Source organism: Aequorivita vladivostokensis (genome assembly GCF_000952855.1).
GTDB classification, from domain to species: domain Bacteria; phylum Bacteroidota; class Bacteroidia; order Flavobacteriales; family Flavobacteriaceae; genus Aequorivita; species Aequorivita vladivostokensis.
In genome coordinates this window covers 244,308-258,441 of the sequence record NZ_JSVU01000004.1, presented here as the reverse complement: position 1 = coordinate 258,441, position 14,134 = coordinate 244,308, and the positions used below count along the sequence as shown (strand labels likewise).

The 14,134-nt window shown below is 39.9% G+C and carries 13 protein-coding genes; 1 reads left to right on the top strand and 12 read right to left on the bottom strand.

Features of this window, described 5'->3' with window-relative positions; genetic code table 11:
• Position 1: 1 nt before the first annotated feature.
• The 9 genes from wecB to MB09_RS08120 form a co-directional block, all read right to left on the bottom strand.
• Positions 2-1,126 (bottom strand): non-hydrolyzing UDP-N-acetylglucosamine 2-epimerase, encoded by a 1,125-nt coding sequence (gene wecB, locus MB09_RS08160; RefSeq protein ID WP_045080407.1) that lies wholly within the window; start codon positions 1,124-1,126, stop codon positions 2-4.
• 29 nt (positions 1,127-1,155) lie between these two features.
• Entirely contained in the window at positions 1,156-2,118 is a 963-nt protein-coding gene (locus tag MB09_RS08155) for a hypothetical protein (RefSeq protein ID WP_045080406.1), read from the bottom strand.
• 10 nt (positions 2,119-2,128) lie between these two features.
• Positions 2,129-2,992, bottom strand: coding sequence for a dTDP-4-dehydrorhamnose reductase (rfbD, locus tag MB09_RS08150; RefSeq protein ID WP_045080405.1), 864 nt, complete (start codon positions 2,990-2,992; stop codon positions 2,129-2,131).
• A 106-nt stretch (positions 2,993-3,098) separates the two neighbouring features.
• Positions 3,099-3,662 (bottom strand): dTDP-4-dehydrorhamnose 3,5-epimerase, encoded by a 564-nt coding sequence (rfbC, locus tag MB09_RS08145; RefSeq protein ID WP_045080404.1) that lies wholly within the window; start codon positions 3,660-3,662, stop codon positions 3,099-3,101.
• Between the two features lie 2 nt (positions 3,663-3,664).
• Positions 3,665-4,522: a glucose-1-phosphate thymidylyltransferase RfbA gene (gene rfbA / locus MB09_RS08140; protein ID WP_045080403.1), complete on the bottom strand. Its 858-nt coding sequence runs from the start codon at positions 4,520-4,522 to the stop codon at positions 3,665-3,667.
• 66 nt (positions 4,523-4,588) lie between these two features.
• Complete coding sequence (gene rfbB, locus MB09_RS08135; protein ID WP_045080402.1) at positions 4,589-5,599, bottom strand: dTDP-glucose 4,6-dehydratase; 1,011 nt, start codon at positions 5,597-5,599, stop codon at positions 4,589-4,591.
• Between the two features lie 2 nt (positions 5,600-5,601).
• A complete protein-coding gene (locus MB09_RS08130) occupies positions 5,602-7,302 on the bottom strand; it encodes a DUF6909 family protein (RefSeq protein ID WP_045080401.1) in 1,701 nt (566 codons plus the stop codon).
• A 17-nt stretch (positions 7,303-7,319) separates the two neighbouring features.
• Positions 7,320-8,822 carry a GH3 auxin-responsive promoter family protein gene (locus MB09_RS08125; RefSeq protein WP_045080400.1) on the bottom strand — a complete coding sequence of 501 codons (1,503 nt, stop codon included), beginning with the start codon at positions 8,820-8,822 and terminating at the stop codon, positions 7,320-7,322.
• Positions 8,823-8,828: 6 nt separating this feature from the next.
• A complete protein-coding gene (locus tag MB09_RS08120) occupies positions 8,829-9,692 on the bottom strand; it encodes a M23 family metallopeptidase (protein ID WP_045080399.1) in 864 nt (287 codons plus the stop codon).
• Positions 9,693-9,811: 119 nt separating this feature from the next.
• On the opposite strand from MB09_RS08120, the gene tatA reads away from it, so the two are divergent.
• Positions 9,812-10,003: a twin-arginine translocase TatA/TatE family subunit gene (gene tatA / locus MB09_RS08115; protein ID WP_045080398.1), complete on the top strand. Its 192-nt coding sequence runs from the start codon at positions 9,812-9,814 to the stop codon at positions 10,001-10,003.
• A 76-nt stretch (positions 10,004-10,079) separates the two neighbouring features.
• On the opposite strand, the gene MB09_RS08110 is transcribed toward tatA, so the two are convergent.
• The 3 genes from MB09_RS08110 to MB09_RS08100 form a co-directional block, all read right to left on the bottom strand.
• Positions 10,080-11,057, bottom strand: a complete 978-nt coding sequence (locus MB09_RS08110) for a DUF4837 family protein (protein WP_045080397.1) — start codon at positions 11,055-11,057, stop codon at positions 10,080-10,082.
• Between the two features lie 19 nt (positions 11,058-11,076).
• A complete protein-coding gene (locus tag MB09_RS08105) occupies positions 11,077-12,645 on the bottom strand; it encodes a LysM peptidoglycan-binding domain-containing protein (RefSeq protein WP_045080396.1) in 1,569 nt (522 codons plus the stop codon).
• A gap of 186 nt (positions 12,646-12,831) precedes the next feature.
• Entirely contained in the window at positions 12,832-14,019 is a 1,188-nt protein-coding gene (locus MB09_RS08100; RefSeq protein ID WP_045080395.1) for a phosphoglycerate kinase, read from the bottom strand.
• Positions 14,020-14,134 lie beyond the last annotated feature (115 nt).

Genomic DNA, 14,134 nt, shown 5'->3' with positions numbered 1-14,134 from the left:
TTTATAAAGCTTCTATAAAATTTACAATCCGTTCCGCTGATTTTCCATCCCCATAAGGATTGTGCAACATGCTCATGCCTTTGTAATAATCAACATTTGTCAATAATTTTTCCGTTTCCTCAACTATTCTTTCAGTATCAGTTCCCAATAAAATTACGGTGCCTTCCTCCACGGCTTCGGGGCGCTCGGTTGTGGTTCTCGTTACTAAAACCGGTTTACCCAAACTTGGCGCTTCTTCTTGTATTCCGCCACTATCCGTAATAATTAGATATGATTTTTCCATCAACCAAATAAAGGCGGGATAGGCCAATGGAGACACTAAATATATATTTTCAATGCCCCCGAGAAGTTCATTTACAGGTCCTATTACGTTGGGATTGAGGTGAACGGGATATATAATTTCAACATCCGGATTATTCTGCGCTACAGTTTTTAACGCAGCGCAAATACTTATAAGCCCATCTCCATGATTTTCTCTTCGATGCCCCGTTACAAGTATTATTTTTTTCTGAAAATTTAAAAGGGTTTTTAAATTTTCAATTTCCGCATCCTTAAAATTTTCGGCATTTACCTTTTCAATTCCATAGAGCAGAGCATCAATAACTGTGTTTCCCGTAACCAAGATTCTCTCTTCTTTAGTGTTTTCAGCTAAAAGATTTTTCTTGGAAAGTTCGGTAGGCGCAAAGTGATAATCGGCAATTTTTCCAGTGAGCTGACGGTTGAATTCTTCAGGGAATGGATATTGCCTATCGAAGGTTCGTAGACCAGCTTCCACATGACATATTTTTGCACCACTGTAAAAAGCTGCGATGCCTACCGCCATTGAAGTTGTGGTATCCCCGTGGACATACACGTAATCTGGGTTGACCTCTTCTAAAACAGGTTTCATATTTTCGATTATAGTGGCTGTTAACGAGTAGAGATTCTGGTTTGGTTGCATTAAATCCAGATCAAAATCTGGGATTATCTCAAAAAAATCCAGCACTTGATCCAGCATTTCCCTATGTTGTGCGGTTACACAAACTTTAGTAATAAAATTTTTGTTATTTAAAAATTTCTGAACCAAAGGGGCCATCTTTATGGCTTCTGGACGGGTTCCGAAAACGATTAGATTTCTTTTTTTCATGAAGTCGTAAAAAACTGGGGATATTTTAATTATTCCCGATTAGAATAAATTTTTAACCTCTTAATTATATTCACAAATAGAAATATGATTGAAAAGAAGATTATTAAAAGCAGTGGATATTTAAACTTATTTGAAATAGAAAAAAACCTATGAATTTCCAAATTATAATCACTACTAACTTTTTTAATGGGTAATTCAAAATCAATACTTTCTGTTTCAATTTTAACCAAATCCTCAAGCAATTGTTTTTTCCTGTCGATTAAATTGAACAAATCCGTACTATTGTTTATTGAAATGTTTGAGGCTGAAGTATTCAAAGTAGAATTTGCCTTTAACAAAGAATCTATTTGAGAAATCATGCCATAGTATTCCTTAATCTTGAACTGATTATTTTCTATGTAAATCTTTTGATACTCTCTGAAATGCTCATTAGAATTTAAATATGAAAGTAAATCGTTAACTATTATTTCTGAAGATTCCTTACCAGAAATCGAAACCTGCATTCGATGATACTTGTAATATTTACTAGTAGAAAGGTCTGCTATATATTCTGAAAAATCTTGTTTTTCAGCAATCAGTCTCAGTACATCATAGTTTCTATAAGATTTCGAGACAAAATTATATATATCAACTATCGGCTCTAATTTTATGCTATTAATTTTTCTATAATTTGTATCTAATACATTTTTTAGTAAAATTGTGTCTCCTGCAGAAATTTTATTGTTAATGGCTTCAACTTTATCATATAAATAATCAACAGTTTCAAAATTCGGGATAATAATTATTTCATTGTTGTAGCTTTTGGTAAGATTAGAATCTTTATAATAGCCATAGATAAAACCAACTATAATAAGAATAATTATAGCAATAAAAAATTTTCTAAAGAAAGCTACTATCATAAAGAATCCTCGTACAATACTCTTCAAAAAATCATTTGATTTCTTTAATAAATACCCCAAATCAACCTCCTCAGATGAATTATGTTGTGCCATAAAACTAATATTATAAATTAATGACTGTCTTTTTTATTACAGATTGTAAGCTTTCCCGCCAATCTATATAGTTTAATTTTAACTTATTCTGTGCCTTTGTGTTATCCAAAACACTGTACTCGGGCCGTGCGGCAAAAGTACGGTAATGGTTGGTTTTTGCAAGATTTGCATCTTTTAATTTTTCGCTTTGCTTAAGTATCTCCTCGGCAAAGCCGAACCAAGTGGTTTCACCGCCATTGCTGTAATGGTAAACGCCATATTCTTTGGAATCTTGTGCAATTATTTGCAACAAGGCTTTCGCCAAATCATTCGCATTAGTGGGCGTTCCCGTTTGTTCGGTGGTAATAGTGAGCGGTTTTCCCGCTTCGGCATGTTTTAAGATAGTTTTTAAGAAATTATGCCCGTATTGCGAATACAGCCACGAAGTCCTTAAAATAAAGTGTTTTTCAGTAATTTTCTGGATGTAATGCTCTCCCTTTAGCTTGGAAGCCCCGTAAACATTGATGGGGTTTGTAGGGTCGGTTTCCAAATATGGAGTTTTCTTTTTACCATCAAAAACATAATCTGTAGAAACGTGCAGCAAAACAACATCATTCTCATTACAAGTTGAAGCCAAATTTTTCACGGCTTCCGCATTTATTGCAAATGCTTTTTCCTCTTCACTTTCGGCTTGGTCAACCTTTGTGTAGGCAGCGGTATTTATACAATGTGTGAAATTATTCTTTCTGAAATATTCCGCTACCAAACCAGCCTTTTCTATATCGAGTTCTTCTCTTGAAACAAAGACAAACTCAAGGTCGGGATAACCGGCGGCTGCATCTTGTATGCACTTCCCCAATTGTCCGTTTGCGCCTGTTACCAGTATTTTTTTCATAGCCCCTAAATCCCCGAAGGGGACTTTTACCCTATCCTTTTAATTATATTATCAATAAAATAAGACAATTATCATTGTTTTAAACTCAATTCTCGCAGCCTTCCCTTTAAGAATTGCTAGGGTAATGACTTACCGCTTCTCCAAAATTGGGAAGTTCCAAATCCTTTTCTGAAATAATGAATTCTTCGCTTGGAAGATGCCAATCCAAGGCTAAGGTTGCGTCATTATAGATGATTCCGCTTTCTGAGGCTTTATCGTAATAATTATCACATTTATATGAAAAAATGGATTGCTCCGAAAGTGTAATAAAACCATGTGCAAACCCACGGGGAACGAAGAGTTGCAGATGCTCTACATCGTCCAAAACAACGGAAAAGGATTTTCCGAAAGTCGCTGAATCTTTCCGAATATCCACAATAATGTCCAAAACTTTTCCTTTTACAACCCGAACCAACTTGGCCTGGGCCATTTCACCCCTTTGAAAATGAAGCCCGCGCAATACGCCTTTTGATGAAACCGATTGATTGTCCTGCACAAAATCAACATTGAGTCCAGTAGTTTTTTCAAAAACCTTCTGGTTATAAGTTTCGTAGAAAAGGCCGCGCTCGTCCCGAAAAACGTTAGGTTTCAGAACAAAGCAATCATTTAATGGTGTTTTTTGTAGTTCCAAATCTAGTCCAGTTGAAGTAAATGTTTTCCATAGCCGCTTTTCAGTAAAGGTTCTGCCAAAGCCACTAATTGTTCTTTTGAAATATAGCCCATTTCATACGCAGCTTCTTCGATGGCGCCAATTTTTAGGCCCTGTCTTTCCTCGATAACCTCCACAAATTGTGCGGCCTGCATCAAAGAAGCGAAAGTTCCGGTATCCAGCCAAGCGGTACCTTTATCTAGTATGCTGACGCTCAGTTTTCCCTTTTTTAAATATTCGTTGTTCACATCGGTTATTTCCAGTTCGCCACGGGCGCTGGGTTTTATGTTGGCCGCAATTTCCACAACGCTATTGTCGTAAAAATAGATTCCGGGAACTGCGTAATTTGATTTTGGATTTTTGGGTTTTTCCTCAATGGAAAGCGCTTTTCCGCTTTTATCAAACTCCACAACGCCATATCTTTCGGGGTCTAAAACGTGGTACGCATAAATCACGCCCCCATCGGGATTGTTGTTTGATTGCAACAATTCCTTTAAGCCAGAACCGTAAAAAATATTGTCGCCAAGTATCAATGCCACTTTATCATTTCCTATGAAATCCTTTCCAATAATAAAAGCTTCCGCAAGGCCATTTGGATTTGCCTGTTCGGCGTATTGAAAATTGCAGCCCAGCTTTTTGCCATCGCCCAAAAGTTGTTTGAAAAGCGGCAAATCCTGCGGGGTGGAGATGATCAAAATATCGCGAATGCCCGCATACATAAGTGTTGACAGCGGATAATAAATCATCGGCTTATCATAAACCGGCATTAATTGCTTGCTCACGGCCAAGGTAATTGGGTGCAAACGTGTGCCCGAACCTCCTGCTAAAATTATTCCTTTCATTCTGTGTTTATTTTGCCCCGATTTTACGAATAATCGCAAAAAATATTCGTGTATCCGTGGTTTAAATTACAATCTATCTCGGTTCTTTAAATACCAAGCAATCGTTTTCTGAATTCCCGTTTCAAAATTTTCCTTCGCCTTCCAGCCCAGCCCGTTTTCTATTTTTGAAGCGTCAATGGCGTATCTAAAATCGTGGCCGGGACGGTCTTTTACAAAAGTTATTTGTTCTTTATACGAAATTTTCTTCGGAAGCATTTCATCCAATAATTCACAGATAACATTCGCAATATATAGGTTTTCGCGTTCATTACGGCCGCCAATGTTGTAGGTTTCGCCGAGCTTTCCGTTTTCCAAAGCCAAAAAAATGCCGCTGCAATGGTCCATCACATAAAGCCAATCGCGCACGTTTTTTCCGTCGCCGTAAATGGGGATGGGTTCCCCGGAAATTGCCTTGCGAATAATGGTTGGAATCAGTTTTTCCTTATGCTGGTTTGGCCCATAATTATTGGAACAATTAGTGGTTACAACCGGCAAACCGTAGGTGTGAAAATAACTGCGCACAATAAAATCTGATGACGCTTTGGAAGCGCTATACGGACTGTTTGGGGCATAAGGGGTTTCTTCCGTAAAAAGTCCCGTTTCTCCCAAAGTGCCGTAAACCTCATCTGTGGAAATATGCAGAAAACGTGCATTTTTGAATTCAGCTTTCAAATCATTCGGACCGTTCATCCACGTTTTATAGGCACTTTGAAGCAAATTGAAGGTGCCGACAATATTTGTTTGAATAAATTCCGAAGGCCCCGAAATGGAATTGTCCACGTGGCTTTCCGCAGCAAAATGGACTATTTTTTGAAACTGATTTTCGGCAAATAAATTCTGAACCAATTCAGCATCGCAAATATCTCCTTTTACGAAGGTGATTTTATCTGAAACTGCTTCCAAATTCTTCAAATTTCCGGCATAGGTTAGCTTGTCCAGCACGAAAATTTCGTCTTCTGAATTTTTAAGGGCGTATTCCACATAATTGGAACCTATAAACCCTGCGCCTCCGGTAATCAGTACTTTATCGTTTTTCAAAATTAATTTTTAGAAGTGTCTAAAATCTGTTTTAACATCTTTTCGGTAATCAAATAGGTCGGTTTTACACCTGTGGTGCCCAAGCCGCCCGAAGCCAAAGTGCTTCCGGTTTCCAATGGATTATCCGAAGCGTAATAAGCGTAGCGCACCTTCACTTTTGGGCTAATGCTGCGCCTAATTTTGGAAGCCGCCTGAATTGCTTTTTGATAATGCGCGCCTTCCATTTCCAGCCCAATCACATTCCACGTGGAATTGTGAAAAAACTTAAGCACATCCCTATTTTGGAGCGAAGTTCCCAAAACCGAAATCATGGTTCCGGTATAAACCTTTACATCATCATCCTTAAAGAGCGATTTGTCTATTTGGTTCTTGAACGGATAATTGTCGGCGGTGCCCTCAAAAACGTGAGCGGACGGAATCATGATATCGCCCTTTCCACCTTCCAAAATTCCTGCTTTTCCCATAATGGAAACAGATACGACGTTTAAGAAATGGCGGTTTTTATTGCTGTCCACAAACGGTTTTAGCAGCTCATCCATTGTTTCGTACGCCTGCTCGCCAAAGGCGTAATCCATCACGATAATCACAGGTTTTTTTGAATCGTCAAGTTCCGTCAAGCCTTCTGTGTAAGGGCTTTCCTTTATTTGGGCTGTATCTATAATCTGAATATCGATATTGGTCCCGCTTTGGTCTTCAAGAAAAATCATCCCTTCTGCCGAGGCCGTTTTCGTAACTTTTTCACGCAGTTTCATATTCGCAGGGCTGCTCAAGGCCTCAAAAACTTCCAAGGATTTCTTTTTCGAAAATTCTGCCGCAAGTGCCTTCGGACCGTAAAGACTGTTCATCACACTGTGCATATTGGCACTGATGATGTGCAGCGGTCGCTCCAACAAACCATTGTTTTGAAGGGTCTGTTTAATGTGAAACGCCCACAATTCACCGTGAATGTGATGGCCCAAACGCTCCCGCAGCACGGGGCTGAAAGTAATTATGCGTTTGTTGTCCGCAATAACCTCGTCTATGGCAAGTTTGCCCAAATAGTAGATTATGTTAAAGAAACGGTTTTCGTTCTTTTCACTTGCAAAAAAGGGATATACGCTTTTAACTTCTTCAAAAGTTCTTCCCAGGAAATTTGCGGTGTGCGTAAGCGCCACCTCCTTTTCTTCCTGTGAAAGTTTGCCTTTTTTTAGAACTGCCTGCTCCAGTTTTTTCCAATCTCGGATTACATCGCCCTTTTCGTTTATGAGCACTTGCTTCATAATTTTGTGCGACTCAATAAAAAGAAACGTTAAGTGCGTAAGTATATCGTAGATTTCCGAACGGCCACGGGTGATTTCAATATTCATCTGTTCCGAATCTATCCGGTAACAATTTCGGCGGCGTTTTAGCGGAATTATGGGCTCGAAATGCGAATTTTTATAGCCCTCATCACTCGTTAAATTGATAAACCTGCATTCCTCTATTCCGTAAGGCAAACGGTCCATAACATATAATAGGCCTTGCAATTCAATCTTGTCTTCCTTTATGGAGCCATAAATCTCGGGGCGAAGGGTTAAAAGGGATTCCCGCAGCGTTTCTCCCGAAACGCCCATAGGTTTGTAAAACCCACGGTTAAAGAGATGGCGCATGGTGATGTAAAGTCGCTCAATGGCCTGCGTGCTCTCTTGGGCACGTGTTCTGGTATGTGATTTCAATTTATTCATTGGGTGCAAAGATAACACTAATTTTGAGGCTGTATTTGAAGTAATGCATCTGCAATTTTACGGTCGTTGGAAAGGCGCGGTACCTTGTTTTGGCCACCGAGCTTGCCTTCAGATTTCATAAATTCTTGGAAACTGTCCTTTTTAAGTGAAGAAATTTTTAAGGGTTGAAGCACTTTCCCTTCTATTAAATCGAAATAATAGGAGTTTTGCCGTTGCATTTCGGCATCCAAAAACTCAGCGACTTTTTGAAGGTTATCGGGAGCATTTTCAAACTCTACAAGCCATTCGTGGTACGGCAGTTTTTCTTCGGAAGGCGTTATCTGTGGTGCCACGGTGAATTCGGTAATGGAAAAATTGAATTTTGAAATGGCTTTGTTCATCGCCTCTTCTACCTCTTTGCCAATCACGTGCTCGCCAAATGCCGAAATGAAATGTTTTATTCTTCCCGAAACAATCACGCGGTACGGTTTTGTTGAAGTGAATTGGACAGTATCGCCCAAATTATAGGCCCAAAGCCCCGCGTTTGTTGAAATTATCATTACGTAATTAATGCCTATTTCCACTTCGCCAATGGTCAATCGTTTTGGATTTTCGTCAAAAAAACTACTTGCTTCCACAAATTCATAAAAAATTCCCGAATTCAAAAGCAGCAACATTCCTTTTTCCTTTTGGCTGTCCTGAAAGGCGAAAAAGCCTTCGCTGGCCGGAAACAGCTCGATGCTGTCCACTCTTCTTCCTATTAAATTTTCAAATTTGGCGCGATAAGGTTCAAAGTTCACACCGCCGTAAATAAACAGGTTGAAGTTTTTGAAAAGGCCGCCAACCTTCTTCCCGGTATTTTGTTGAAGTCTTTCAAAATACATCTGCACCCACGACGGAATGCCGCTGATAACGGTCATATCCTCATTTTTGGTTTCCTCGACAATAGCGTCCACTTTGGTTTCCCAATCCTCGATGCAGTTGGTTTCCCAGCTCGGTAAACGGTTTTTTTGAAGATAGGCGGGTACGTAATGTGCCACGATACCCGACAGCCGACCCAATTTAATGCCGTTCTTTTCCTGCATTTCGGGGCTTCCCTGCAGAAAAATCATTTTGCCGTCCACAAAATCTGCGTTTCCGGTTTCGTTGATGTAGCAAAGAATTGCGTTGCGCGCAGCCTCAATATGGTGGGGCATGGATTCCTTGGTAAGCGGAATGTATTTGGCGCCCGAAGTAGTTCCGGAAGTTTTGGCAAAATAGAGCGGCTTGCCGGGCCACAATATGTTTTCTTCCCCTGAAACTACACGTTCTACATAAGGTTTCAATTCTTCGTAATCGCGAATGGGTACTTTCGCCGCAAAATCTTCAAATGAGATTATGTTTTTAAAATCGTGGTCTTTCCCGAAAGCAGTATTCTTTGCTTCTGAAATTAATTTTTCAAAAACCTTTTGTTGTGTTTCAACGGGATTCTTGGCCCACTTTTGAATTCGGAGCGCGACAATTTTTGAGAATATTTTAGCGGAAACGGATTTTAGGGACATAGGCTATCAATCAAAATCGATGAAACTTGTTGGGTTTATTGGAAAGCCATCGCGCCAAAGTTCAAAATGTAAATGCGGGCCCGTGGTGAGCTCGCCCGTATTGCCAACGGTACCAATTACTTCGCCGGCTTTCACAATTTCGCCCTGTTCCTTGGTAAGCATTGCGTTGTGTTTATATACCGAAATGAGATTATTGTCGTGCTTCAAAATAATTACATATCCCGTAGCGACCGTCCATTCGGCGAAAATGACAGTACCATCCGCAACGGCCTTAACGGGTGAATCTTTTGCGGTTACCACATCTACCGCATAGTGTTTGGCCTTTGAATCATAGCCTTCGGTAATAGTTCCCTTTACAGGTGCAAAAAGTGTATATTGTGGCACTTGACGGGCAGTAAGGGGGTTATACTTGTCTTCCTTTGCAACGGTCTCGCGCAGGAGTGAATCTTTGCGGGAAGTTCGTATTAAAACCGAAGGATCCGTTTTTGCCACTTCAATGAGGGAATCCTTGTTGAAATTAACCGTTTTTACGTCGCCTGTGAGCACTTTTTTGATAGACGCGAGGTATTGCTCATTTACATCGAGAATCTGCTGGAGCGAGTCTGTTTTGTAAGCCAATTGCGTAGCGCGTTTTTTAAGCGCGGTGGAAGAATAGCCCGGAATATATTCACGAAGGGGCGTAAAAGCAATGATTACCGTGGTTGCCAAAATAAGAAACAATGCGAAAAGCGTGCTGAAAACGAATACGTTCAGTCTATTCAGTTTAAAGGAAAAGCGCTCCTCAAAGGTTTCCTCGTTCAGGATTACCAAGCGATATTTGTGCAAAAGCTTCCTTCTGAACTTTTTGGCTCTTTTTTCTTTTTGGGTCATAAACTGCAATTGCTTTTTACAAATATAAAATAAACTGAAGCCCTACACGCTAAAGTTAGTGTCAAAACGTTGTATCTAAACATTTCTTGTTACCTTTGCGTAATTAAATTTTTAAAATCATGAGTGCATTGTTTATTCCTTTAGGTGTTATTGGTCCTTGGCAGATTGTATTGATTGTTGTGATCGTGTTATTACTTTTCGGGGGAAAGAAGATTCCAGAACTTATGCGCGGTCTGGGTAGCGGACTTAAGGAATTTAAGGATGCTTCCAAAGAAGAACCCGCAGACAAGAAGATAGACGATAACAAATAATATTTTTTTACACCCATAAAAAAAGAGCCTTTCAGTTTAAAACTGAAAGGCTCTTTTTTATTGCTTTATTCGAAATTTACTCAATTTTGGCCGACTTCAATATTGATTCTAGCTCAAACTGAAGATCTCTTTTAGAAACTGCGGGGGCGTAAGTGAAGCCTTCAAGTATTAAATAACGGTTATTTTTTTCATCACGTACGGCATAATTTACAAAGGGTCCACCCATCCAATCGTCCTTTACTTCCCAAGTGCCTTTGGTTTCATACGCAAATTTTCCGTCTATTTTTGTAGTGAAAAGGTACGGAGCATAGGCATCTTCGGTAACAAATTGGCCATCGTCCTCCACGGGTAGCAGCTTGCTGCCTACTGAATCACGGATTTTAATGATGTCGCCCACGGCAGTGCTGTCGTTATCAATCATTGAAAGAGGGACTTGATATACCAAAATGTTTGTTGTTCCATCCTTTAAATCTTTCCGCATCCAGAAAAAACTGTCGGTTGCCTTTGCAATTCTATAAGCGCTTGGAATTTGCATAGTTACGCCCATAGCTTTTTTAAGCGAATCGGTCTTCATTAACGAAATAGCGGTTCTGCGCTGTCTTTCCTTTATTTCGGAAGCCTGGAACTTTTCTATTATCTGGGGGGCATTTTTATTGATCAGTTCTACTAATTTCTCTTCGGAAGTTGCTTTTATGATAGCTCCCGCCTGAGGTTTTGCATATTCATCTGTCGTGATGGATACTTTGTCTTCATCACTCAAAACCACATATAAAAAAAGCCTGTTACTACGGGCAAACCCCGTAAAAGATTCAGGCGACATTTGATTCATGGAAAAAAGCGGTTCGTCTTGGGGAAGACCATCGGTAGGAGCTGCAAAGTTATTGCGGATAGCTTCACCTACAATGCCATTCCAAAGATCGTTTGGCGTGATAATCTGAAGGGCATTTATGTTGCCAACCGAGTTGGGAACTAGTGATTTGTCCTTTTTACCGCCACTGTTGCAAGAAGAGAATGCAACAATTAGCGCTAACAATGCGATATTAATTATTTTCATGTAAAGGATGTTTTAGGAACTATCCTTTATATATTTTAAGTTTAGTTCCGGGCTTTATGTTATTGCCACTAATATCGTTCCATTTTTTGATATTTTGAACCGAAACTCCGGGAAATTTTTGCGAAATGCTCCATAATGAGTCTCCATTGCGCACGGTGTATGTTTTTTCCGAAGAGACACTCTGAGATTGTGCCGGTGCATTGCTGGCAATATCCTGAGCGCTCTTTTTAGGATAAATTATCAAATTCTGTCCCGCCTTTAGTGTATTACCGCGCATTCCATTCCAGCTTTTAATCTGGCTAACGCCCACTCCATATCTCTCAGCAATTCTACCCAAATAATCACCCCTTTTTACACGGTAGCGTATTTTTTCTGGTTGCTCATAGAGTTCGGGCATTGGCTTTTCGGCATCTTCCTGTTCATTCTGTGCAAAGGCGTAGATGGCATCTTCGTTGGTCACGAAAGTACCTACGGCAGTCAATGGAAGACGAAGCATGTAATTTTCATCTTTTACCACAGGGATAATTCCCAACTTATAGGAAGGATTCAAAAATTCCAATTCTTCTTTGTCAAGATTGGTAAGTTTAGCTACTTGATCTAACGTAATTTGCTGTTTCACCCTAATGGTATCGGTTGCAATATAAGGGATTCTCGGTGGACGTTTTTGAAAACCGTGCTCCTGTGCATATTCAAAAATGTACATAGTGGCCAAAAATGCGGGAACATATCCAGCGGTTTCACGTGGAAGATAGTTGCGAAGATTCCAGTAGTTTGTCTTTCCACCTGAACGGCGAATAGCCTTTGAAACATTTCCTGGGCCGGAATTATAGGCGGCTAGTGCCAAATCCCAATCGTTGAAGCTTGCGTTTAGGCTCTTTAAATATTTGCAGGCGGCTTCAGTGGCCATAATAGGGTCAGATCTTTCATCAACATAAGAGCTTACATCAAGTCCAAACATTTTACCGGTTGGGTACATAAATTGCCAAAGTCCCGTTGCGCCAACCCTTGATTGTGCCCGTGGATTCAAGGCAGATTCCACAATAGCCAGATATTTTAATTCCAAAGGTAAATTATGTCGATCCAGCTCCTGTTCAAACATAGGAAAGTAATATTCACTTAGCCCCATAAGCCGCTCCAAACTTCCGCGACGATTCTTTAAATAATGCTTGATAACACTTTCCAGGGAAGGATTGTACTCTACTTTAAATGGGGTGCGTGCATCTAGGTCTTTTAAGCGTTGTTTCAGAACCTCGGTGGGTAATTCGTCATAATCCACCATATCGTACTCCTGGTTCACGACACTGTTATAGATATCTTCAAAAAGATCTGATTTATACAACTCCTTTAGCCATAGACTATCCTTTTTACGGGCTAGCGCCATATCCTTTAAATCGAATATAGTACTGTCTTTAAGGGAAGTAGCCACTACTGTGGAAGGCAATTCTTCAGCAATTTTTGAGACTTTAATAGAATCGATTACCTGAACTTTTTTCGTGTTCAACTTTTTGCTGTTCTTTTTACCCTGTTGGGCAAAACTTATACTGCAGGCCAGCAACAGCACAAGGGGAAAGATTTTGTTTAGTTTCATCAGCTTTTAATTGCGTTTGGGGGATTATAACAAACTCGCTTGATTAATACCTTTTCAAGGGTTAATTTATTTGAATTCCTCAAAAAATGTAACGCCTTTTTAAATAAAAAATTTTATCAAAAATAATGATTTCGCGAAATTACACAAATTTCACGCTCAAAATGCTTATTTCGTGATATTTAACTTTTATTGCAATAGCGCCTTGATACCAGGCAAGGTTTTTCCTTCAAGCATTTCCAGCATTGCGCCCCCTCCTGTAGATACGTAACTCACCTTATCTGCGAGGTTAAATTTTTGGACTGCCGCCACAGAATCACCGCCCCCGACGAGTGAAAAAGCTCCATTTTTAGTTGCCTTGGCTATATTAGTGCCCAAGATTTTAGTGCCTTCGGCAAACTTCTCCATTTCAAAGACGCCCACAGGACCATTCCACAGAATAGTTTTGGAATTGATAAGTACCTCTGCAAAATTTTTATTCGTCATGGGCCCCACATCCAGCCCCATCCAGCCTTCCGGAATTTCATCTATAGCTGAAATTTTTGTATCGGCAGTCTCGGAAAAACTGTCGGCAATTACAGCATCAACGGGCAAATGTACCGAAACTTGCTTCTTCTTTGCTTCTTCCAAAATTTCTAAGGCAAGTTCCTGTTTATCATCTTCAACTAGAGAACTGCCTATTTTACCGCCTTGGGCCTTTATAAATGTAAAAGCCATTCCACCACCGATAATCAAGTGGTCAATTTTATCGAGTATGTTTTCTATAATCGTGATTTTCGAGGAAACCTTCGCGCCTCCAATAATAGCGGTAACCGGTTTTTCATTGGTTTCCAGCACTTTATTCACGTTTTCAATTTCCGAAGCAAGCAAAAGGCCGAAGCATTTGTTTTCAGGGAAAAATTCAGCAATAATCGCTGTTGAAGCGTGGGCACGATGTGCAGTTCCAAAAGCGTCATTTACATATATATCTCCAAGTTTTGAGAGTTTTTCAGCATACGCAGAGTCTCCTTTGGTTTCTTCTTCATGGTAACGCAGATTTTCCAGTAATAAAATTTCGCCTGATTTTAAATCGGCTACGGCGTTTTCTACCTTTTCCCCTATACAATCATCTACAAATTTTACCTGTACTCCAAGAATGTTTGACAGTGGCTTGACAATATGTTGCAGGGAGAATTCCGATTCCCTATTTTTTGGCCTACCCAGATGGGACATTAGTATACAACTACCGCCATCCTCAAGAATTTTGAGGATAGTAGGTTTTCCGGCGACCATTCGGGTGTCATCGGTTACGTTAAAGTTTTCATCGAGCGGCACGTTAAAATCCACACGAATCAAAGCCCTTTTGCTTTTAAAATTAATATCGTTAACTGTTTTCATCCTTCAAAATTTTATCTGCAAATATAGTTTTTTTGATGTTCCCCGCACGGCGGAATCTCGGCCTTAAATATAATTTTCAAAAGTTTGACAAGTAAATATGGAATATAAAATTTGC